Here is a 20,735-nt window from a genome sequence, read left to right on the forward strand (position 1 = left end):
TGGGGGTATCGCTATCACTTATCTAGAGCTAGCTACAGGTACATCCGGTATTTGGGCTCTTGAGTATATTGTACAGCTACGTTGTTGGAGCTGATAGATGACTCAGGGAATAATCAATTGTTAAAATGCAAAAATTTGTGATGCGCTGATCATTTCTGGCATAAAGCTTGCTCCTCATTGATTGTCAGTGATCGCAGACATACCTTACGTTGGAAATTGTGAAACCATAGAGGGAGCTAGCTATGTCATCGTTACATTTATCATCTCATGCTATACCACTTAGGGTTCCAGATTATTGCTGCTTTAATTTAGGCTCGAACTCTGACTATGAATATGAAAGTTATAAAATAGCACTACTTAAAAAAGGTATTGTACTAATACGGTTGGGCTTCCCAGATGATTCAGCCGAAATTATGAAGAATATAATCAGTACCATAGGCTTAATTCATGAACATGATGGAAGGGGGCGCACAGTATGGGACGTTAGGATTGGTGGAGAAACAGGAGATGAGGCACTTGCAATATCGCATAGCGACCGGGAATTTAATCTGCACAATGATGGTGCCTTTGAGCAGGAAATGCCAGGGTACTTCGGCCTTCATGTGGTGAGAGCAGATACTCTTGGAGGAGGTGAAAGTGTTTTGGTATGTGCTGATAGGATTATTGAGAGCCTTAGCGAGAGAGCTTTTCAAGTACTTTCAAATAAGAGATTTAGATTAAGAGTGCCAGAAGAATTCCATAAAAAAGCCAGCTTTATTGAGGCGACCCTAATTGATGAAAGCCATGGGTTTAGATATAGGTATGATATTATCGAACGAAGCCTTTGTTCTAAGGATGAGCTGGAGGCATTAAGTGAACTTGAGCTGAAGATTTCGCTGCCACACAATATGTTTAGATTTCATTTGGGTGATAATCAAATATTATTGTTGGATAATCGGCGTTATCTTCATGCTAGGACCAAGATAAAGGATAAGAAGAGGCACCTTAAGCGCATACGCTTCAATATGCCTGCTACTTTGAGGGTTGCTTAGCGAGTGGCGATAGAGATAATTTTAGTTGGTTTGCTTTTAATATTGATTGCAGGCTTATTCCATGGAGCATTGGGCTTTGGCTTTCCAATGCTCTCAACCCCCATTCTGGCCCTGGTCTATGATCTGAAAACTGCTGTTATTTTAACGATGGTACCTTCACTGTTGGTGATAGTATCAAGCTTATATAAATGTAGGAGTTTTCAGATTGACTTATCTAAATATAGTTTGGTTATCCTTCTTGTTTCGTTGGGAAGTTTGTCGGGAGCATGGCTGTTAACATGGGTTAACCCTGATATTCTAAAGCTGTTACTCGCAGGGTCCATATTAATTTACCTGTTCTCTGGAGTCTTGAGAAAATACTTATCTGCGTTATCGAAAAGACCACAGTTTTTTGCAGTTCTAATGGGCCTGTTGGCAGGATTAATAGGCGGCGCTACAAATGCTATCGCGCCACTTCTTATGATCTACCTGCTTGAAATGACCAAATCCAAGCTGGAAATTATTTTTGTCTCAAATATCTGCTTTTTTATCGGTAAGTTGATGCAGCTTGCGATTCTTTCTTTGTACCTAACCTATAACGAATTTGAATTTATTCCGTTATCCATAATAACTATTGCTGCCTATTTAGGGTTGGTGGTAGGTTTTAGGTTACAGACTAGAATTGATAGCGATCGATATCGCTCGATGATTCGATATGCTTTATCTTTTTTTATGTGTTTGCTGGTCTATCAAGGGGTGGTAAATTTGGTATCTATTGAGGCAGGAGTGACATGAAACCATGGAGAAGAGGATATCTACAACGCCATGAGTTAATTGATAAGTGGGGCTGCATCTAGCCCCATTATTAATTTACATGTAAAAGCATTACCCTACTTTCCCTGTGGTACCTCCAGTAAACTGCAATCCCTTAATCAGTAAGTCCAATATACGATATGTGTGTTGAATATCGTCTTCACTGCTGGTGACAGACAGGTTGCCGATCGTGCGTAATAGATCAAAGGGATCAACCTCTTCCTGAATTTCTCCGGATTTCATGACTGTAGCGAGTAGTGTACTCAAGGCCGGTTCGAAATTTTCACGGAAATAGGCTGGCAGTGCTTCGAATGCAGGATCACCGGAATGGAGGGCTGAGGCCAATCCTTTTTTAGCAGCGAGAAAATTAACATAGCGCTTTAACCAGAGGGTTAGCGCTTGCAGCGGACTCTTTTCAGCAGCAAGGGTGGCGGCTTCCGCAGCGCAGTCATCCACTTCTCGACGGAATACGCTGGCCACCAAGTCTGACCGCTGCGGGAACCTGCGGTACAGGGTAACTATACCAGGGTACCTATACCCACGCCGGCTTTAGCGGCAATCTCTCTGACGGGTGCATTCACGCCTGAAATTTGAAATACCTCTTTGGCTGCCTCCAGTAACGCATCCTCATTACGCACTGCGTCTGCGCGCAAGGCGCGCTTATTTTGGGCCTTTTGGTCTTTCACCTGTTTCCTGTGTGTTGCGGATTCGTTTTCTGATGAAAATTAATAGCTTGGGCCTTTCCTCTGACAACTCCAGAAAGGCGTTACCGTTGGCAGCGTCCGATTGGTTAATCTTCATGTGACTTCAATACGGTAATCTATTTGACATAAGGAGCTGTCTAATCCCTATGGAGTCATCTTATGCCTTCTTCTATTAGGCAAAGACGTATTAGTCTGGACATTGCGACATATTTTTCGATTTAAGGTGTTAACTATTGTTTTTTTATGAAGATGTCGTCAAGAAGTCATGGCTTGGCCATGTTGCCTGCCCGTTCTTAGGGCTGCATGGGTTGAAAACGAATATTTCCGAGCAGCTCTTACTGGCTGGTTATGGGGGGCCAGTTTTTAATGAGTCTTTTGTAAGTCAAATTGTTAATGAAGGGATTTTGTGGCCGTAGGGGAATTAGCTAAAGGAATTAGGTCGGCTGATACCTTTAAGGGGGAATAACACATATAGTAGAAATAATACTTGGGTTGGGGCGAGTAGGGTTAGTTCAGGTAGCTAAGTTTCTGTAAGGCGATCATCCTCTCAAATGGCTTTAGTAATCTTTGAAAATCAGTTTTTTGTTCAAGCAGTTGCATTGCCTGGACAATACTTTCAATTGTTGATAAACCATTTGATATTGAGGTTTTTCGAATTGTGTAATTGGACTTTAAACCACCGCTGAGATTGACTCTGGGAAGGGTTTGAAGTTGAGGGTTTAAGTGGAGAATCTTCTTAGACTTTTTCCAGGTAGCATCAATAACTATCAGCTGTGTAATTACCGGTTGTTGGTTGTTGTCACTGTCGCTTATAAAGGAATCGATATCCAAGTCAATATTATCGGGTAGCCAACCTAGGGATGGGTATAGGAGCGCTGAAGGTGTGTCGAGAAGTGTATCCAGTTCTGAGCCTGAGAGCTTCTCAGCAATGATCATCTCACTGTTACTGAGGCAAAGATGCGCCATACGCCCGGTATTAAATGGGTGCTTCCCCTCTAGAGGGTGCTGTATGATCAGCACCTTTATGGTATTAGCTACCTTTACCAGAGCGGTACAGTAGCACGCATTCTGTGGGCGCAGGCAGGTATCACAGGTTTTTCTGGGCATTTCTTTTCTACATCATGCAGGCGGAATTATGACGTTAACACAGCCTTCCTATCGGGCTCAGTGGTTGTCAGATATTGAGATACCACTGGCGAATAAATTTTATCGCATGCATGGCTTTCGAGGCAAAGCTAGGCGTTATGAGGACTGTGCCGTGGTGCGGGATGAAAAGGGGGAGATTGTAGCCTGTGGCTACTTAAGGGGGTACGACACCTTCAGGCTGCTTGCTGGGGTTTCGGTGGCGCGGGAGCACCAGGGCAGGGGAGTCGCGCGCAGATTGTTGGAGTTAATGGCGAAACATTTCGATCAGGCTACTTATGCATTTCCCTATACCCACTTAGAGCCCTTCTACTTATCTTTTGGCTTTGATCGAGTGGACGCTGAGGTGTTAGTGGAGCCTGTCAAGGATCTATATCACAGCTATCTAAAGCAGGGGCGTGGAATTTTAGTAATGACGCATAGGTGAGCAGCTTAATAGTGCCTTCACTTTTAGGGTTGAGTAGTTGCTAGAACTGGCTAGCCTGAGCACCCTTGTATTTCAATGAAATTTATACCTTTCTAAGCCTTCACTCCCCAATGGCAGGCAGTTCATTAGATATTAACTCTTGAATCTAAGGCGAGAGTAGGGCTAAGCACTCAGGGTTAACCATCTTATGGACATGCAAAGCAGGGTTACTTGATATATTCGGTGCTGCCTGGTGGTTTCAGGCCCGACTATTGGGGGTCTCTATTCGATAAAGCCATCATTTCTTTGGGATTTTGGTACTGCATAGGCACCTGTTTAGTTTGATTTTTGATCAAGTTGGCTGTATTTCATTCTTTTTAGTGGTATGAAGCGGGCTTGAGTGCTCACCCCGCTAACCACAGAAGCTGTTTGATGAGAGGGGGATACTTGTTTGATTTTGATAGGCAGGAAGGGAGTTAGCTGCCTTAAAGGCAGTCTCACAGTGAATTTGTGAGTGTTTTCTGTTTTTTATTTAAAGTAGTTGTTCCTTGTTATTGAATCACGCCAAGCCGGATAAAGCGATGAGAGGTCAAGGCAGCCTGTGGCGGAGTGAGTGTTCTGTAGTCAACTTTATCTTTAGGTGTCATGAGTGGAAGGTATAAGATTTAGAAATCTTATAACTCTTTACTTTGAAGGGTTAATTTTTATGGAGGTGTTTTACCTGTAAGTTGTTGGCCGGATCGTATAGAATGGTCCTTTTATGTGATGATCATATGTTCCTTCAGGTTAGGCTTTCCGGGTTCAATCCACTTAATGCCGTTCAATTTTTGTTTGGTTTATGGTGGGTACGAATTAGCTTTAGCCTGCTCTGAGCGACCTAAAATTATAAGCGCTCGCACCACCGATGGGTAAGCTTGCGATATTTTGGCTCGAAGAGGTTCTTGCTCGTTCAAAACCGCTCTTCTAATTACTGAAATATCTACTTTTATAGTGCTTTTTCGGGAATCTGCCGAACAGCGAAAGGGAAGGTTGGCTCTCTTTGATAGCAAAATACTACTATCGATCAGCTTCTTTTGTGTATGGGGGTTGCAATGCCCAAAAGCAATGGCAGAATGCTCGGTTTTGTACGCCAAGGTCCTAAGATATAAATTGTTATTCTTGCGGCAAGTAAAAATCAATCAAAATAAGGTAATTAACAGTGACTAGCGCCAATCATTCAAGTAGTGCACCAGGGAATGATGAAATTGATATAACTGCGTTGGTTCAGGGATTGTGGGGTCAAAGGTGGTTGATAGCGATAGTAACACTCGTGGTTACCTTGGGGGCTGCCCTATATGCGTTTCTTAGTAAGCCAGTTTACGAGGCGCGTATTGGTGTATTGCCGCCTGTGCTCAGCGATATTACTGGATTTAATATAGCGCGAAGTGAAAACACTGGGCTTGCCCCCTTCTCAGTGACTGATGTTTATTCTGTATTTACTCGTAATCTGCGTTCTGAGGGGAGCCGCAATCAGTTTTTTAAAAATGTGTACTTGCCATCCCTTGATAACGAACAACGCTCTGGATCCCGGGATGAGCTATACAAAAAATTTGGTAAGTTACTGAAAGTCCAGCTCCCAGCTAAAGGTCAGATAGCCCACACCGTCATCGTTAAGCACTCCGACCCACTTAAGGCTGCTGATTGGGCTCAGTACTACTTGGATCAAGTTACTCGACAATCTACTGCCGAGGTGTTACGTAACACACAGAGAGAAGTCGAAGTGAAAAGCAAGCAGATCCAGGGGGAACTAAATACTCTGAGGAAGTTTGCAGAGATCCACAAAAATGATCGTTTAGCGAAGCTTAGAGAAGCTTTGACTGTAGCTGAGGCCGTAGGGTTGGAGGCTCCCCCGGTTATCGGCGGACAAATTTCCCAACAGTTATCGGCCTTTATGAATGGCGACCTAATGTATATGCGTGGCACTAGAGCATTGCGTTCTGAGATTGAGGTTTTGGAAGGCCGTACTGCGGATGAGCCATTTATCCCCTCGCTTCGCTATTTGGAGCAGCAGCACACCACCCTCCAAAATGCTCTGGCCCCCTCCATGAACGTTAGTGTTTCTCGTTTAGATGGCCCGATTGAAATACCTGATGCCCCCGTTAAACCAAGAAAAGCGTTGATCTTGGTATTAGGAGTGCTTCTTGGTGGAATGCTTGGCTTTTTGATCGCCCTGGTTCGTCTGATGTTAAATGGGTACCCAAATAATTCCCAAGAAAGCGTTAGCCTTGATGGTTTAGTTTCGGCTGGCTCCCGATAAGTGTTGGCGTGCTTGGTGGCTCCTGTTAACTTCTAATTTTCTTGATTTTTGGCCCTTACGTTATGCAAAAATTGGATGAACTGAGACTAGCTGTTATTGGTCTTGGCTATGTTGGTTTGCCGTTGGCAGTGGAATTTGGAAAGTGCCGTACGGTGATTGGGTTTGATGTCAATCAGACCCGAGTTGATGCGCTAACCGCGGGTCATGATGCAACTATGGAAGTTAGTGATGACGACCTTGTGGCGGCAGAGGGGTTGCGCTTCACTACTCATTTGAGCGATCTGGCAAAGTGCAATGTTTTCATTGTTACGGTCCCAACACCAATTGACGAGCATAATACGCCTGATCTCACTCCTCTTATCAAGGCCTCACATTCAGTTGGGAAAGTACTTAAGAAGGGCGACATCGTCATTTATGAGTCGACGGTTTATCCGGGTGCAACGGAGGAAGATTGTATTCCGGTGTTAGAAGCAGCATCTGGCCTAAAATTCAATATTGACTTTTTTGCTGGGTATAGTCCAGAGCGGATCAATCCTGGGGACAAGGAGCATCGCTTAAGTACAATTACAAAAATCACTTCAGGGTCAACATCAGAAATTGCTGAATTGATTGATTCTTTGTACCGGCAGATTATTACCGTAGGCACACATAAGGCAGAAAGTATCAGGGTTGCAGAGGCTGCAAAGGTAATTGAGAATACTCAGCGCGATCTTAATATTGCGCTAATAAACGAACTCGCGCTTATTTTTAATAGAATGAATATCGATACTGAGGCTGTTTTGAGGGCCGCAGGCACTAAGTGGAATTTTTTGCCGTTTCGACCAGGCTTGGTAGGCGGCCACTGTATAGGGGTGGACCCTTATTATTTAACCCATAAGGCTGAAAGTATTGGGTATCATCCAGAAATCATCCTTGCTGGACGGCGCTTAAATGACGGGATGGGGGCTTATGTGGCGTCTCAACTTGTCAAGGCAATGCTTAAAAAGCGTATTCATGTTGATGGTGCCCGTGTATTGGTAATGGGGTTGACCTTCAAAGAAAACTGCCCAGATTTGCGTAATACTAAGATAGTAGACATTATTCGTGAGCTGGCGGATTACAATATTAAAGTGGATGTCTATGATCCTTGGATAAATGTTGAAGAGGCACAGAGTGAGTATGGAATTATACCGGTGCTGGAGCCTACAAGTGATGCTTATGATGGAATAATTCTCGCAGTAGCACATAGCGAGTTTAGGGATTTAGGTGTTAGCAAAATCCGACGTCTCGGCAAGGCTGAACATGTTCTTTACGATCTCAAGTACCTATTAAGTTGCGAAGATTCGGACTTACGGCTGTAATTCCAAGTTCAATTACTTTATGTATGGGACACCTAGGAAATAATGATGAGTTACCACTTTTGAGTGGAAGCTCTGTGACTAAATTATTAACTCACTTTCTCGAATGAATCCATGACGCGTTACGAAACTATATTACAAACACTGCCTGACTCCCCAAAAAGATGGTTGATTACTGGAGTAGCTGGCTTCATCGGTTCTAACTTATTAGAATCTCTTCTTCGGCTCGATCAATATGTAGTTGGTTTGGATAATTTTGCGACAGGGCATCAGCGAAATCTGAATGAGGTGCGTGCTTCGGTCAGCCAGGAACAGTGGGAGCGCTTTAGATTCATTAATGGTGATATACGCGATCAAGAGGACTGCCATAAGGCATGTAGTGATGTAGACTATGTTTTACATCAAGCTGCACTTGGCTCGGTACCTCGCTCACTTAAAGACCCTGTTACTACTAATCGAACAAATATTGACGGTTTTCTAAATATGTTGGTGGCCGCGCGCGATGCGAAGGTAAAGAGTTTTACCTATGCGGCAAGTAGCTCTACTTATGGTGACCACCCAGGATTGCCCAAGGTTGAGGATATTATTGGCAAACCGCTGTCACCTTATGCAATAACCAAGTATGTCAATGAGTTGTATGCCGAAGTTTTTGATCGTGCTTATGGATTTGCAACGGTTGGCCTTCGTTATTTCAACGTGTTTGGTAAACGCCAAGATCCAGAAGGGGCCTATGCTGCCGTGATTCCTAAATGGGCTGCCGCTATGATTAATGGTGGCGATGTATTCATTAATGGTGATGGTGAAACTAGTCGCGATTTCTGTTTTGTTGAAAATGCTGTTCAGGCGAACCTGCTCGCAGCTACCGCTGAAGCTGATTCGAAAAATCAGGTTTATAACGTAGCTGTAGGTGCTAAAACAAGCTTGGATCAACTATTCGTTTATATTAAGGAAGCCCTTGCAGATCATAATATTGCCTATAACAAGCAGGTAATCTATCGTCAGTTTCGTGAAGGTGATGTCCGCCACTCCCAAGCAAACATCGATAAGGCAATAACTAAGCTTGGTTATTGCCCAAAATTTAGTATTCAGGAAGGTATTTGGCGAGATATGCCATGGTACATTGAGTTGTTTAAATAACTTATTGTGCTTAGAATAACGGGTGATTTTTGGATTTGCAAAAAGCCTTTTATATCTTCTTGGCGCTGGTCGTTTCAATGTGAAGACTTTTGGTTAAGAGAATGAGTAAAGGAACGATAATTTACGTTGGCGGCTTCGAGTTACCTGATAGAAATGCCGCTGCCCACCGTGTTATTGCGAATGGCAAGATCCTGCGTGAACTTGGTTACGAGGTTGTTTTTATAGGCGTTGATAGCTCTAGGGTGGCCGGCACAGAGCTTTTGCGTAAAGACTTTTTTGACTTCGAATGTTGGAGTGTTCCCTACCCTAGGAGAGTTGTGGCATGGTTGAGATATATCCTTGGTTTGAGTTCGATACTTAAGTTTCTAAAAAAATATCCCTCCAACAGTCTTGTAGGTGTGATTTGTTATAATTATCCTGCACTGGCTCAAGGTCAAATAAAACTAATTTGTAAGCGCACTGGTATAAAAATAATCGCCGATGCTACGGAGTGGTATGATGCTGGCGCAGGAAATTTTACACGTCAAGTGATAAAATTCTTGGATACATCGGTGCGAATGAATTTTATTCACCGCCTAGCCGACGGCATATTTACTACGAGTAAGTATCTCACTGATTTCTACGTATCCAAAGGGAAAACAGTCGTTGAGCTCCCTACCTTATTTGATGTAAGCAGATTTCCTTCGCCACCTCATCGCGGATGCTCTTTTCGCAAAAAGTTTATATATGTCGGCTCTCCCTTTGATGTAGACAGAGTGAACAAGGAGCGAAATAATCTTAAGGAACGCCTCGACGTATGTGTTGAAATTTTCCATAAATTATATAGTGAGGGGGAGGATTTTTACTTCGAAATTTATGGGATTGAGTTAGAGGATTATCTTCGAGTGTTTCCTGAGCACTCTGCTAAGTTGCTCGATATGGCAAAATGTACAGTTTTTAAGGGAAGGCAATCTAATCGATTGGTTTTGCAGCGTATTGCTGAGTCTGATTTTAGTATTTTTTTTCGTGATGAAACACGGGTAACATTGGCCGGATTTCCCTCAAAACTAGCGGAGTCAATAACGTGCGGCACGCCAGTAATTTCAAACAAAATGATTTGCCTTGATCGATATTCCGATAGTGACGGCCTATTTCTTGCTGATCGCGGTGATGAACTCTCTTTAATAAAAAGATTGATGTCTTTATCAGCGTCCGAAGTCAACACTATCAAGCAGCAAGCTTATTTTTCGCGAACTTTTGATTATGGGAATTATCTGGATATGGTCTCTGAGTTCATTACAGAGGTGGAGGTTTGAATGAAGGTGCGTAGATTGCTTAAAGTTTTTACAGCACCGCTAAATATGCTACATGCCGCGTTGTTTCCCACGTCCTATGCAAGAAAAATTGGGGTTGAACTAAAGGGTTTTGTAACCATATACGGCTCTAGTTATTCAATGTTCAGTTCAGAGCCTTACCTAGTGACTTTGGGGGATAATGTTTATATCAGTATTGGTGCAAAATTCGTTTGTCATGATGGCTCAACATTGCCTTTCCGGAAAGATATTCCTGACCTTGAGCTGGCAGGGAAAATTCATGTAGGCGATGATGTGTTTATAGGTATGGGAGCGTTGATTTTACCGAATGTAACAATTGGCAGTCAGTGTATTGTGGGGGCCAATTCTGTTGTAACTAAAAGTGTTCCTGATGGATCCATTGTTGCCGGAAATCCAGCAAAGCAGATCGGTACGACAGAAGATTTTTTGGTTCGAGCTCAAAGGAAATCACTGAAAATTGGACATTTAACTGGCCGCGAAAAAGTTGCGGCATATAAGGATCTGTTTAAGATAAAATGAAGATCTTTAGTTATCGATACCTCCCTCTTAATATATACATTGGGTATTCCTGCTTCGTCATATTAAGTTTGACGTTAGGACCAATTGAATATAAAGATCTTGATTATTTTGTTCTGATTCCTTTCATAACAATTTTGGTGCTTCTGTTTGCTTTTGGTTTTATATTGGGGGCTAGAGGGGAATATCGGATAGATTCATTTAACCTAGATGTACGCTCTATCTCTGCTCAGAGAGTCTCCTTCTTCATTAGCACACTTTTGTTCTTCGCTGTGATAACTTCCATTGCGCATTGGTACTCCTTTCTCGCCTTAGGTGGTAAATTGAACCTTGGGGACATCGGTGCAAATTATGTAAAAGGTTACGAGGGGTATGAGCGTGGACAAGCTCGAGTTGATGTTTTTTATATTTTGAATATTTTTGGTCAAGCTTTAATCACTTTGGCTTTATTGTTTTCTATCTATTATTATCGAACAATGGGTTTGCTTGCCAAGAGTGCTTTTTGTTTCATACTGATAACTTTTATTTTGGTTAATGTGGTTGGAAGTGGTAAGCAGAAATATTTGGGTGATATAGTAATATTTACTTTTTTCTGTATGTTGATCAATTTTGCAGCCAAAGGCAGGAAGTTGAATTTTCGAACTTTTTGTGTTTTTGGTTTGATCGGATTATGTGTTTTCTTCCTTTTCTTAGAGATTCTTCGGCAGCGTTACCTTGCTGCAGGTATTGGACTTGATAATATTCACTTGAAAACGCATCCCTTGATTGAATGGGATGAGAGCTCTTTGTTTTTTAACCTTATAGGTTCTGAATATACGCTAGCACTAGGCATTTTTCTAGGTTATTTTTCAAACGGGCTTTATGGGTTGTATTTAAGCCTAAATTTGCCATTCGAGTGGTCTTATTTTGTTGGGAACTCCTACTCTATCGGTAGGATTGTAGAGATAGGTCTCTCTACAGATGGTTTTGTCTTAGAGCAGACTTACCCATATCGTGTAGGTGAAGTTTACGGCTGGGGGTTTGATAAGTGGCATTCTTTGTTTGCATGGCTTGCCTCTGATATAACTTTTATTGGTGTTCTATTTCTTACTCCAATTTTTTCATTCTTATATGCGAGGCTTTGGTTGCAGGCAATAAAAGCTAGTAACCCTTTTGCTGGCCCATTGTTTATATACTTTTCCATGGGATTGATATTTAGCTATGCCAATAATCAACTTATGCATGGGTTGGCTGGTGTAATGGTGTTGCTAGTCTTATTCGTAGGTTGGTTTTTTTCGCGAAATTTATCTTTTCATAACTTTCTGCCTGGCAAAGCTCTCTGTCAACGTGAGGAATGAAGTGAATAGGTACTGGAAGTTTCTTGTAATTTTCTCGCTTATTCTACTGGGCAAGTTGAGCGGGTTCTTTAAGGATGTATTGATAACGTTTTATCATGGAGTTTCTGTCGTTACAGATGCGTATTTCCTGTCAAATTCTTTGGCTTCCTTACTATATATGGCTGTCTACTCGGCAATACCTATATTTTTAGTGCCAATGTACTCGCGTTTATTGAATAGGGGCGATATTTTAGAGGTAAACAAGGAACTTTCCTCTGCTATATCTTTCTTCTTTCTACTTTCCGCATGTATTGGCGTTTTCGTATTTAGTTTTGGGGGGGGGATGTTGGACATGGTATCAGCTTCAGTCGATAGCCGTGTTAGGGCTCTTTCCGTAAGCTATTTGTGTATTATGTCCGCGACCTTTGTTTTTTCAAGTTTGGTCTCATTTTTCAATTCTCTACAGACCGTTAACAAAGTTGTAATTCCTTCCTATATTGTGCCTGTTTTTAATAATACTTTTTTTTGTATAGGGTTATATTTTTTTAATGGTGCAGCCGAGTTCGATAAGGTTTTGTTGCTTGGTGCCCTGGCTTGGGTGTTGTTGTTACTTATAAATTTCTTTATTTCACGTAAGAGCTTTTCATTTGTAGGTGGTGCTGCGTTTTCTTACTTTTCTGATAAGAAGTTTATGCTTCTGTTTTTGCCGGCGGTTACTGCTTTCTATATAGAGCAAATAAATGCATTTGTGGGGGTATACTTCGCGTCGGACCTTGGAGTAGGGGCTATATCATTACTTTCTTACTCAAATAAACTTAATCTGATATTTCTCTCAGTATTTTTGGTTTTTTTAACTGCATCTATTTTTCCCCGTATTGCAGCAGTTTCGACGAAGGAAGGTCAGGCTGAATTGTTTCGCTATCTCACACGATGTGTTCGATTAGTTGTCATTCTTTCAGTCCCTGCTGTTATTTATATGGGCTTCTACGCAGAAGAAATTGTAGAGCTCTTATTTCAGCGTGGTAATTTTGGAAGGGATGATACTGTTAAGCTTGCCTCAGTCTTTTCTATCATATTAATCGCCCTTCCTTTTTGTTTGCTTAGAGATATTATGAATCGTGTGTTTTTCTCATATGGAGATACATTGATACCGGTTTTTGTTTCATTGTTTGCTTTGTTTATTAATGCATCGTTTAGTTATGTGCTTTCTCAAAATTTTGGATTGGAGGGGTTGGTTTCTTCAGTTGTGATATCAACTGTTTTCAATAGCTTCGTTATGATTTTATTGGTGCAACGTAAGATCAATTCTGGGTTAATTATACCTTGCTTGCACTATGTGATAATAAGTTGTTTTTGTGGCATTGTAGCTTATCTATTTCTAAGCTGGCTCCATGGCCAGTTTTTTGAGTATTGGTGGTTTTTATCTATTCCCTTTACTCTCGTTTATTTTCTTTTGATTTCTGTTTTAATGTTTTATAAAAAGATTCATTATTATGTTAGTTTTATATTGCGAAGACGTTTTGCGTGATAAACGTTATCCTTTGCATCTTTAATTCTTAACCGCTGCTCGGTGGTTCTCTGGCAATTTGGTATGTTAGGTTGATGTTGGTTTAAATGCCTAGAGAGGTAGTTTTAGTAAAGAGGTCAGAGAATGAATTTAATCATTATAGATAGAGTAATAGTTTTTTTGGCTAGTTAGGGGTGGAGTAATGAGGGTATTGGTTCTTGGTGCCTCGGGAATGTTAGGGAATGCTGTAATAAAAGTTTTTTGTAAAGATTTATCTCATGAGGTGTGGGGGACACTTCGTAGCGCCTCTGCCTTGCATTTTTTTTCGGAGGACCAGCGGAAGAGGCTATTGGTTGGCGTTGATGTTCTGGATAATGATGCGTTAGTACAGGCACTAAATACAGTACGTCCAGACGTAGTCATTAACTGCGTTGGGCTTATCAAGCAGCTTGCAGATGCTAATAATCCCCTTTCGACACTACCAGTAAATTCGATATTCCCGCATCGCCTAGAGCGGCTCTGTGGGCTTTCCGATATTCGAGTGATTCATGTCAGTACCGATTGTGTTTTTTCTGGCCGTAAGGGGAGATATAAGGAAGAAGATGTATCGGACGCGGAAGATTTATATGGAAAGTCCAAATTCATAGGTGAGCTCCGTGATTCGCCGCATGCGATTACTCTCCGAACTTCTATTATCGGACATGAGCTGGGGTCAAATATGGCGCTTGTTAATTGGTTTCTCTCTCAAACAGACCAAGTGAGAGGGTATTCCAAGGCAGTTTTTTCTGGTTTGCCGACTATTGAGTTAGCTTTGGTTATTAAGGATTATGTGATCACTCGGCCGGAACTTAGTGGTCTTTTTCATGTTGCTTCAGCGCCTATCAGTAAGTATGAGTTACTGTGTTTGATTGCAAAGAAGTATCAGAAGTCTATTGATATAGTGCCCGACGAGCGCTTAGTGATTGATCGATCTTTAAATTCTGAACTTTTTCACCAGGCTACAGGTTATATTCCACCTACTTGGCCAGAATTAGTTGAGAGAATGTATAAAAGCAGTGCTAATTTGGTTGCTTGACAGTCAGGAGAAATCTTTCGATTGTAAATTTTTTCTGACCTCGAAGGTAGATTTTATTGAAGTGAAGTAAGTGCTCAGGCAGCTTGCTTTTGAATTGAATGGTTATGTGGGTTTCAATATATGTTTGATGATAAGGTTTTATTGATAACGGGAGGTACGGGTTCATTTGGTAATACGGTGCTCAGGCGCTTTCTGAATACTGGAGTTCGTGAAATACGTATTTTTAGTCGCGATGAAAAGAAACAGGAAGACCTGAGAATTAATCTGTCTAATGACAAGGTCAAGTTTTACATTGGCGATGTTCGGAACTATGACAGTGTTGCCCAAGCTATGATTGGCGTTGATTATGTCTTTCATGCGGCAGCTTTAAAGCAAGTGCCTTCCTGCGAATTCTACCCAATGGAGGCAGTGCGCACTAATGTTATGGGGACAGAAAATGTGCTGAATGCAGCAATCGCTACCGGTGTTCAACGGGTCGTAGTACTTAGTACCGATAAGGCGGTCTACCCAATTAATGCTATGGGTATTTCCAAAGCTATGGCAGAAAAGCTAATGGTTGCCAAATCGAGGATGATTCCTGTATCAGGTCCAGTTATTTGTGCTACTCGTTATGGAAATGTTATGGCATCCCGTGGGTCAGTGATTCCTTTGTTCGTTAACCAGATCAAGAGCGGAGCTCCATTGACAATAACTGATCCTAATATGACTAGATTTTTGATGTCGTTGGAAGATTCGGTAGATCTTGTCTTGCATGCGTTCGAGCATGCTGAACAGGGTGATCTTTTCGTGCAAAAAGCTCCAGCTTCCACGGTAGAGGTTCTGGCGCAAGCTCTTAAAGAACTATTTGCTTGTGAAAACAAAATAAAAGTCATCGGTACCCGACATGGTGAAAAGCTATACGAATCTCTAATTTCCCGAGAGGAAATGGCAAAATCTGTAGATATGGGACGCTATTACCGAATCCCTGCTGATAACCGAGACTTAAACTACAAGAAATATTTTGTCGAGGGTGAGAGAGATATTACCGGACTAGATGATTATACGTCACATAATACAGATCGTCTTAGCGTTGAACAGGTTAAAGATGTACTGTTGAGTTTAGATTATATTGGAGAAGCTCTTAATGCTTAAGGTAATGACGCTCGTTGGAACTCGCCCAGAGCTGATTAAGATGAGCCGAGTTATTGCTGAACTAGATAAGCAAGTAGATCATGTACTTGTTCATTCTGGGCAGAACTACGATTATGAACTCAACCAAGTATTCTTTGATGAGCTGGAAATTCGAAAGCCGGATCATTTTCTAGGTGCTGGTGGTGCGACTGTTGCACAGACTATAGCTGATATTATCAGTAAGTCTGACGCTGTTTTTGAGCTTGAAAAGCCTGATGCTGTGCTACTTTATGGTGATACCAATACTTGTTTAGCTGTTATAGCCGCTAAGCGGCGAAAGATACCGGTATTCCACATGGAGGCTGGTAACCGTTGCTTTGATCAACGAGTTCCTGAAGAGTTAAATCGCAAAGTTCTAGATCATTTGAGCGATATTAATATGGTGCTAACTGAACATGCGCGCCGTTATCTTATTGCGGAAGGTATTCGCCCTGAAACTATAATTAAAACTGGCTCTCATATGGCGGAGGTGCTTGATTATTATCTGCCAAAAATTCAAGAGTCTGATGTTTTGGCGAGAATGTCGTTAATAAAAGGTAAATTTTTTATTGTTAGTGCTCATCGTGAAGAAAATGTAGATAGTCCTGAGAACCTTAAGGATCTTCTCGAAACCCTAAATGCATTAGCAGACTGCTACCAATATCCGGTTATTATCTCGACCCATCCTCGTACTCGAAAACGTTTAGAAGATCTAGGTGTTCAGTTGGATCATCCGTTAATTCAATTTATGAAACCGTTCGGTTTTCTGGATTACATAAAGTTGCAAATGTCTTCATGTTGCGTTTTATCTGACAGTGGAACAATTACGGAAGAGGCATCTCTTCTTAACTTGCCAGCTATCACGATTCGTAATGAGCATGAGCGGCCTGAGGGTATGGATGTAGGCACATTAGTTATGAGTGGGCTCAAGCGAGATCAAGTGCTAGAGGCTGTAAAAGTTGTTACCAGCCAGCATAACCATTCTCAGCAGACGATACCCACTGTTGCTGATTATAAGGGTGGGCCGGTCTCAATTCAGGTAGTACGAGTCGTTTTGAGTTATGTTGATTATATCAACCGCACTGTATGGAGGAATGGGTAACACATTTGATTTTAAAAGATGTTTACCTGTTTCAATAATGGATCGCATTATCAAGTCTTAAGGTTCGGGTGGTAGGGTTTATATGAAGAAGCGTTTGCTTTTTGTAGTCAATGATGCAGCTTTTTTTATCTCTCATCGGCTACCTATCGCGCTTAATGCTAAGCGTTATGGTTACGAAGTAAGTATCGCGAGTATGCCGGGGCCAGCTGTTGATGAAATTGTTAAATATGGTTTTGCTCATTTTGAGCTGCCATTAACGCGTAGCGGAAAAAATCCACTATCAGACTTTAAACTTATATTTTCTATTTATAAATTGTACCGCCATTGGAGGCCAGATCTTGTCCATCTGGTCACTATCAAACCAGTTATTTATGGAGGTATTGTAGCACGTCTTGCTGGCGTGCATGGGGTGGTGGCTGCAGTCTCTGGTCTTGGTTCTATTTTTATCGCACGCGGAATAAAAGCTTCATTGGTTCGTATGAGCGTAAAATGGCTTTACCGTCTGTCTTTTGGAAAGAAGAATCTACGGGTGATATTCCAGAACCCGGATGACCGAGATATGCTTCTTGATTTTGCTGGACTTGATTGCGATAAAGTCGAGATGATCCGAGGAGCGGGAGTAAACCTTGCCCACTACCCAGTTATGCCTGAATCAGATGGCCCGTTGACAGTATCACTTGCGGCTCGTTTACTAGTGGACAAGGGAGTTGGTGAGTTCATGGATGCGGTACGCCTTCTCAAGCAGCGAGATGTTAAAGCGAGATTTTATTTGATTGGCGATACGGATCCAGGTAATCCAACCAGCATTTCACATGAGACCCTGAATAAGTGGCGGGATGAGGATATTGTTGAGCTTTTAGGATTCCGAGCGGATATAGCAGAGTTATTCGCCTCTTCTCATATTGTAGTTTTACCTTCTTATAGGGAGGGGCTACCTAAAGTATTGCTAGAAGCAGCAGCATGCGGTCGTGCGATAGTAACCACAGATGTTCCAGGATGCCGGCATGCTATCGAACCGGGTATTTCAGGGGTGCTAGTGCCTGTGCGCGATCCGGTTGCACTGGCTGATGCTATACAGGCTCTTATTGGGGATGCCAAACTGCGACGCGACATGGGACTTGCAGGAAGAGACTTAGCTGAGCGCGAGTTCGCCCTTGAACACATTGTCAGCGCACATATGGAAGTATATAAGAAGTTGGAGTTAAGTATTTGAAAGATCGAGTTAGGCAGAAATTACTAGTAACCGGTGCGACTGGGTTTGTTGGAAATGCGCTTTTAAAACGCCTAGTTGATGATGGCCGTTTTACCTTGCTAGCGGGAGTCCGCCGAAGCAATACATGTAATTTTCCCAGTGTAGAGCCGGTGCCAATGGGAGACATTGATGCCGGGGGAAACTGGCTTAGTGCTTTACAAGGGGTTGATCAGATACTTCATACTGCGGCTCGCGTGCATGTTATGCACGATAGTTCATCAGACCCACTTAATGAGTTTCGTAGAGTTAATGTGGATGGCACATTGAACCTTGCTCGTCAGGCGGCTAAGGCTGGTGTGCGCCGCTTTATATTTATCAGCTCAATTAAGGTAAATGGTGAAGGTACATTGGAGGGCGGAGCTTATTGTGCTGATGATAATCCGCAGCCAGTGGATTTCTATGGTATTTCCAAGATGGAAGCGGAGCAGGGATTACGCGCATTGATGGATGAAACTGGAATGGAGGTTGTGATCATCCGACCACCAATGGTCTATGGGCCGGGTGTGAAAGCCAATTTCCTTACAATGATGCGTTGGCTACATAAGGGCGTTCCTTTGCCTTTTGGAGCTATCTATAATCGGCGTAGTTTGGTTGCCTTAGATAATTTAATTGATCTACTTGTGACCTGTGTCGATCATCCTGCTGCTGCTAATCAGACTTTCTTGGTTAGTGATGGTGAGGACCTATCGACTACTGAATTGTTACGTAGATTGAGTATCGCCTTGGGTAAGCCATCATACTTATTGCCTATACCGAGCATAATTTTGGAGGCTGGAGCGGCAATTTTACGTAAGCGGGCTCTCTCTCAGAGACTGTGTGGTTCGTTACAGGTTGATATAGATAAAACTCGTGATTTATTGAGCTGGAACCCGCCGGTTGGTGTTGATCAAGCATTGCGAAATACGGCCAAGCATTTTTTGGAGCAGCAATTCAAATGAGTATCTGGTGGTTACTGGTGGCAGTGGCTGGCGTTTCACTATTTATGACCGGGGCCTTGCGCCGTTATGCCTTAGCTCGCAGTTTGGTTGATATCCCGAACGCGCGTAGTTCACATATTTCACCAACGCCTCGTGGTGGTGGAGTCGCCTTTGTGTTCGCCTTTCTGGGAACCTTACCGCTTTTAACCTTAGTTGACATAGTACCGTGGACTATGATGTGGGCGCTGTTGGGAGCAGGTATAGGTGTGGCCGTGATTGGTTTTCTAGATGATCATGGCCATATTCCCGCACGTTGGCGACTACTGGGGCATTTTGCTGCTGCTATTTGGGCATTGCAGTGGTTGGGTGGGCTGCCCCCACTGAGCTTATTTGGTATTACCTTGAATCTGGGTTGGCTTGGCCATGCTCTGGCAGCGATCTATTTAGTGTGGATGCTGAATCTCTATAACTTTATGGATGGTATTGATGGTATTGCCAGTATTGAGGCCATTTGTGTATGCCTAGGCGGGGCGCTATTGTATTTTGGGCTTGGCTTTTCGGGCTCTCTACAAACTTCCGACTGGGTCATTCCGGTGCTATTAGCAGTTTCGGTGGCAGGTTTTTTATTTTGGAATTTCCCACCTGCACGTATCTTTATGGGGGACGCTGGCAGTGGCTTTCTAGGTATTACTTTGGGAGTGTTGTCCTTGCAGGCTGCCTGGGTGGCGCCACAATTATTGTGGAGCTGGTTAATTCTGCTTGGGGTTTTCATACTGGATGCAACCTGGACTTTAATGCGTCGCTTATCGCGTGGAGAGAAAGTGTATGAGGCACATCGAAGCCATGCCTATCAGTTTGCTTCACGTCGGTTTGGAAAGCACTTACCGGTGACTCTGTCGGTGCTAGTGATTAATTTGCTTTGGTTACTGCCGATCGCATTGTGGGTTGGGTTAGGAGAACTGGATGGTGCCCTTGGTTTGCTCATTGCTTATTTTCCGCTGTTGGTACTGGTGGTGAAGTTCAAGGCAGGGGAGCGGGAGTAGAGGATGCACTTTACTGTATCTAATTTACTGGCGGTTATAAATACTAATAAGTAGTTCTGCAACCGAATTACTACAAAATAATCACACCTTGTATGATTAAGTAATTGAAATATGAGTTTGAGAAAGACACTGTTAATTCTGGGAGCAGGTGGCCATGGTAAAGCCGTGGCTGAGGCCGCAATGTTGTCAGGAAAATGGCAGCGGGTTTGTTTTGCTGATGACCGTTGGCCGGAATTGGAAGAATCTTTCGGCTGCCCTGTAATAGCGAACAGCTTCACTTTGGCTGAGGTTGCTGGAACAGTGGATGCTGCCATTGCTGCAGTTGGTAACAATGCGTTACGAGAGCAGTGGTTGGCAACTTTGCAGCAAGCGGGCTTTCCATTGGCTACGATAGTCCATCCCGCTGCGTCTGTCAGCGTTAGTGCACAATTGGGGGCGGGGAGTGCGGTGATGGCGTTAGCCATGGTTGGAGTAGACGCACGGATTGGCTGCGGTGCAATCGTCAATGCTCAAGCGACAGTGGATCATGATGCTTGCTTGGGGGAGTTTGCCCATTTAGGAGTTGGTGTACATTTAGCTGGTGGGGTGCAAGTGGGTGCGAAAGCTTGGTTGCAGGCGGGGTGTAGTGCTGGGTATCGCGTGGTTATAGCCGAGGGGGAGGTATTGGCACCGGGAACGGCGCTGACAGCGTAATGATTA

The 20,735-nt window shown here is 42.9% G+C and carries 20 protein-coding genes; 17 read left to right on the top strand and 3 right to left on the bottom strand.

The genetic code is table 11. From position 1 onward, the window contains the following. Window positions 1-242 precede the first annotated feature (242 nt). Both ABWV76_RS12745 and ABWV76_RS12750 read left to right on the top strand, forming a co-directional pair. A complete protein-coding gene (locus ABWV76_RS12745) occupies window positions 243-1,031 on the top strand; it encodes a TauD/TfdA family dioxygenase (RefSeq protein ID WP_353376125.1) in 789 nt (262 codons plus the stop codon). A 3-nt stretch (window positions 1,032-1,034) separates the two neighbouring features. Continuing rightward, a complete protein-coding gene (locus ABWV76_RS12750; RefSeq protein ID WP_020411348.1) occupies window positions 1,035-1,805 on the top strand; it encodes a sulfite exporter TauE/SafE family protein in 771 nt (256 codons plus the stop codon). Between the two features lie 90 nt (window positions 1,806-1,895). On the opposite strand, the gene ABWV76_RS12755 is transcribed toward ABWV76_RS12750, so the two are convergent. From ABWV76_RS12755 to ABWV76_RS12765, 3 genes are all read right to left on the bottom strand, one after another. After that, entirely contained in the window at window positions 1,896-2,303 is a 408-nt protein-coding gene (locus ABWV76_RS12755; protein WP_353376126.1) for an SbtR family transcriptional regulator, read from the bottom strand. A 38-nt stretch (window positions 2,304-2,341) separates the two neighbouring features. After that, the gene (locus tag ABWV76_RS12760) at window positions 2,342-2,509 is read right to left on the bottom strand and encodes a hypothetical protein (RefSeq protein ID WP_353376127.1); all 168 of its coding nucleotides are present in this window, start codon (window positions 2,507-2,509) and stop codon (window positions 2,342-2,344) included. 525 nt (window positions 2,510-3,034) lie between these two features. Further along, a complete protein-coding gene (locus tag ABWV76_RS12765; RefSeq protein ID WP_353376128.1) occupies window positions 3,035-3,634 on the bottom strand; it encodes a tRNA-uridine aminocarboxypropyltransferase in 600 nt (199 codons plus the stop codon). A 28-nt stretch (window positions 3,635-3,662) separates the two neighbouring features. On the opposite strand from ABWV76_RS12765, the gene ABWV76_RS12770 reads away from it, so the two are divergent. From ABWV76_RS12770 to ABWV76_RS12840, 15 genes are all read left to right on the top strand, one after another. Beyond that, window positions 3,663-4,097, top strand: coding sequence for a GNAT family N-acetyltransferase (locus ABWV76_RS12770; RefSeq protein ID WP_353376129.1), 435 nt, complete (start codon window positions 3,663-3,665; stop codon window positions 4,095-4,097). Window positions 4,098-5,274: 1,177 nt separating this feature from the next. Next, window positions 5,275-6,372 carry an LPS O-antigen chain length determinant protein WzzB gene (locus tag ABWV76_RS12775; RefSeq protein ID WP_353376130.1) on the top strand — a complete coding sequence of 366 codons (1,098 nt, stop codon included), beginning with the start codon at window positions 5,275-5,277 and terminating at the stop codon, window positions 6,370-6,372. A 62-nt stretch (window positions 6,373-6,434) separates the two neighbouring features. After that, window positions 6,435-7,712 (top strand): Vi polysaccharide biosynthesis UDP-N-acetylglucosamine C-6 dehydrogenase TviB, encoded by a 1,278-nt coding sequence (tviB, locus tag ABWV76_RS12780; RefSeq protein WP_353376131.1) that lies wholly within the window; start codon window positions 6,435-6,437, stop codon window positions 7,710-7,712. Between the two features lie 111 nt (window positions 7,713-7,823). Then, window positions 7,824-8,846: an NAD-dependent epimerase/dehydratase family protein gene (locus tag ABWV76_RS12785; RefSeq protein ID WP_353376132.1), complete on the top strand. Its 1,023-nt coding sequence runs from the start codon at window positions 7,824-7,826 to the stop codon at window positions 8,844-8,846. 101 nt (window positions 8,847-8,947) lie between these two features. After that, on the top strand, window positions 8,948-10,141 hold the full coding sequence (locus tag ABWV76_RS12790; protein WP_353376133.1) for a glycosyltransferase family protein: 1,194 nt from the start codon (window positions 8,948-8,950) through the stop codon (window positions 10,139-10,141). After that, window positions 10,142-10,678 carry an acyltransferase gene (locus ABWV76_RS12795; protein ID WP_353376134.1) on the top strand — a complete coding sequence of 179 codons (537 nt, stop codon included), beginning with the start codon at window positions 10,142-10,144 and terminating at the stop codon, window positions 10,676-10,678. It abuts the gene before it with no gap. Then, a complete protein-coding gene (locus ABWV76_RS12800) occupies window positions 10,675-12,012 on the top strand; it encodes a hypothetical protein (protein ID WP_353376135.1) in 1,338 nt (445 codons plus the stop codon). Before ABWV76_RS12795 ends, ABWV76_RS12800 begins: the two co-directional genes overlap by 4 nt. 1 nt (window position 12,013) lies before the next feature. Continuing rightward, window positions 12,014-13,519, top strand: coding sequence for a murein biosynthesis integral membrane protein MurJ (gene murJ / locus ABWV76_RS12805; RefSeq protein WP_353376136.1), 1,506 nt, complete (start codon window positions 12,014-12,016; stop codon window positions 13,517-13,519). Between the two features lie 181 nt (window positions 13,520-13,700). Next, window positions 13,701-14,573: a dTDP-4-dehydrorhamnose reductase family protein gene (locus ABWV76_RS12810; protein ID WP_353376137.1), complete on the top strand. Its 873-nt coding sequence runs from the start codon at window positions 13,701-13,703 to the stop codon at window positions 14,571-14,573. A 120-nt stretch (window positions 14,574-14,693) separates the two neighbouring features. Then, a complete protein-coding gene (locus ABWV76_RS12815; protein WP_353376138.1) occupies window positions 14,694-15,704 on the top strand; it encodes a polysaccharide biosynthesis protein in 1,011 nt (336 codons plus the stop codon). Next, window positions 15,697-16,824, top strand: a complete 1,128-nt coding sequence (gene wecB / locus ABWV76_RS12820) for a non-hydrolyzing UDP-N-acetylglucosamine 2-epimerase (RefSeq protein WP_353376139.1) — start codon at window positions 15,697-15,699, stop codon at window positions 16,822-16,824. Before ABWV76_RS12815 ends, wecB begins: the two co-directional genes overlap by 8 nt. Before the next feature lie 82 nt (window positions 16,825-16,906). After that, complete coding sequence (locus ABWV76_RS12825) at window positions 16,907-18,037, top strand: glycosyltransferase family 4 protein (protein ID WP_353376140.1); 1,131 nt, start codon at window positions 16,907-16,909, stop codon at window positions 18,035-18,037. Then, window positions 18,034-19,014 (top strand): UDP-glucose 4-epimerase family protein, encoded by a 981-nt coding sequence (locus tag ABWV76_RS12830; protein ID WP_353376141.1) that lies wholly within the window; start codon window positions 18,034-18,036, stop codon window positions 19,012-19,014. The genes ABWV76_RS12825 and ABWV76_RS12830 overlap by 4 nt, the downstream gene beginning before the upstream one ends. Continuing rightward, window positions 19,011-20,036, top strand: coding sequence for an MraY family glycosyltransferase (locus tag ABWV76_RS12835; RefSeq protein WP_353376142.1), 1,026 nt, complete (start codon window positions 19,011-19,013; stop codon window positions 20,034-20,036). The genes ABWV76_RS12830 and ABWV76_RS12835 overlap by 4 nt, the downstream gene beginning before the upstream one ends. A 111-nt stretch (window positions 20,037-20,147) precedes the next feature. Then, window positions 20,148-20,729, top strand: coding sequence for an acetyltransferase (locus ABWV76_RS12840; RefSeq protein ID WP_353376143.1), 582 nt, complete (start codon window positions 20,148-20,150; stop codon window positions 20,727-20,729). The last annotated feature ends 6 nt before the right edge of the window (window positions 20,730-20,735 follow it).

Source organism: Microbulbifer sp. NBRC 101763 (assembly GCF_040371615.1).
Classification (GTDB): Bacteria; Pseudomonadota; Gammaproteobacteria; order Pseudomonadales; family Cellvibrionaceae; genus Microbulbifer; species Microbulbifer variabilis.

Excerpts from the sequence above, each read along its gene's own strand:
- ABWV76_RS12790 (WP_353376133.1), top strand. The coding sequence starts at position 8,948 with ATGAGTAAAGGAACGATAATTTACGTTGGCGGCTTCGAGTTACCTGAT.
- ABWV76_RS12840 (WP_353376143.1), top strand. The coding sequence starts at position 20,148 with ATGAGTTTGAGAAAGACACTGTTAATTCTGGGAGCAGGTGGCCATGGT.
- ABWV76_RS12815 (WP_353376138.1), top strand. The coding sequence starts at position 14,694 with ATGTTTGATGATAAGGTTTTATTGATAACGGGAGGTACGGGTTCATTT.
- ABWV76_RS12800 (WP_353376135.1), top strand. The coding sequence starts at position 10,675 with ATGAAGATCTTTAGTTATCGATACCTCCCTCTTAATATATACATTGGG.
- ABWV76_RS12810 (WP_353376137.1), top strand. The coding sequence starts at position 13,701 with ATGAGGGTATTGGTTCTTGGTGCCTCGGGAATGTTAGGGAATGCTGTA.
- ABWV76_RS12770 (WP_353376129.1), top strand. The coding sequence starts at position 3,663 with ATGACGTTAACACAGCCTTCCTATCGGGCTCAGTGGTTGTCAGATATT.
- ABWV76_RS12785 (WP_353376132.1), top strand. The coding sequence starts at position 7,824 with ATGACGCGTTACGAAACTATATTACAAACACTGCCTGACTCCCCAAAA.
- ABWV76_RS12825 (WP_353376140.1), top strand. The coding sequence starts at position 16,907 with ATGAAGAAGCGTTTGCTTTTTGTAGTCAATGATGCAGCTTTTTTTATC.
- ABWV76_RS12835 (WP_353376142.1), top strand. The coding sequence starts at position 19,011 with ATGAGTATCTGGTGGTTACTGGTGGCAGTGGCTGGCGTTTCACTATTT.
- wecB (WP_353376139.1), top strand. The coding sequence starts at position 15,697 with ATGCTTAAGGTAATGACGCTCGTTGGAACTCGCCCAGAGCTGATTAAG.
- ABWV76_RS12765 (WP_353376128.1), bottom strand. The coding sequence starts at position 3,634 with ATGCCCAGAAAAACCTGTGATACCTGCCTGCGCCCACAGAATGCGTGC.
- tviB (WP_353376131.1), top strand. The coding sequence starts at position 6,435 with ATGCAAAAATTGGATGAACTGAGACTAGCTGTTATTGGTCTTGGCTAT.
- ABWV76_RS12795 (WP_353376134.1), top strand. The coding sequence starts at position 10,142 with ATGAAGGTGCGTAGATTGCTTAAAGTTTTTACAGCACCGCTAAATATG.
- ABWV76_RS12745 (WP_353376125.1), top strand. The coding sequence starts at position 243 with ATGTCATCGTTACATTTATCATCTCATGCTATACCACTTAGGGTTCCA.